Source organism: Streptomyces sp. SID12501 (assembly GCF_010550245.1).
Taxonomy (GTDB): Bacteria; Actinomycetota; Actinomycetes; order Streptomycetales; family Streptomycetaceae; genus Streptomyces.
Genome location: NZ_JAAGLU010000631.1, coordinates 1 through 445 on the forward strand (window position 1 = coordinate 1; position 445 = coordinate 445).

Below are 445 nucleotides of genomic sequence, written 5' to 3' on the forward strand. Positions count from 1 at the left end.
CCCGCAGTACTACGACAAGACCACTCACCAACTCCTGGACCACAAGGGCGTCCCGAAGCAGGACCTCACCTCGGTCCCGAAGGGCTCCGACCACCAGCTGGCGGAGGTCCCGGTCCGCCAGGAGACCCCGGTCGGCGTGGGCGCCCACCCCCCGGGCGGCGTCGCGACCCACACCCCGGGAGGCGTCGCGGACAACACGGCCCACAACAGCCACACCGACCCCACCACCCCGACGGGCGGCCGCACCGACACCACCCCCACGGGCGGCGCCGGCCACGGCGACGGCCCGTCCACGGGGGGCGGGCACTCGGACACCCCGTCCGGCGGTGGCCACGACGGCCCCGCAACGGGGGGTGGCCACGACGGCCCCGGCGGTGGCGATCACGGCAATGGTCCGGGTGGTGGCGGGGGGCATGAGACTCCGGGAGGCAGCAGCGCCGAACAA

1 pseudogene is annotated in these 445 nt (G+C 75.5%); it reads left to right on the forward strand.

Annotated elements, in window-relative coordinates:
- A pseudogene (locus G3I71_RS47630) lies at positions 1–445 on the forward strand (hypothetical protein); the annotation flags it as partial.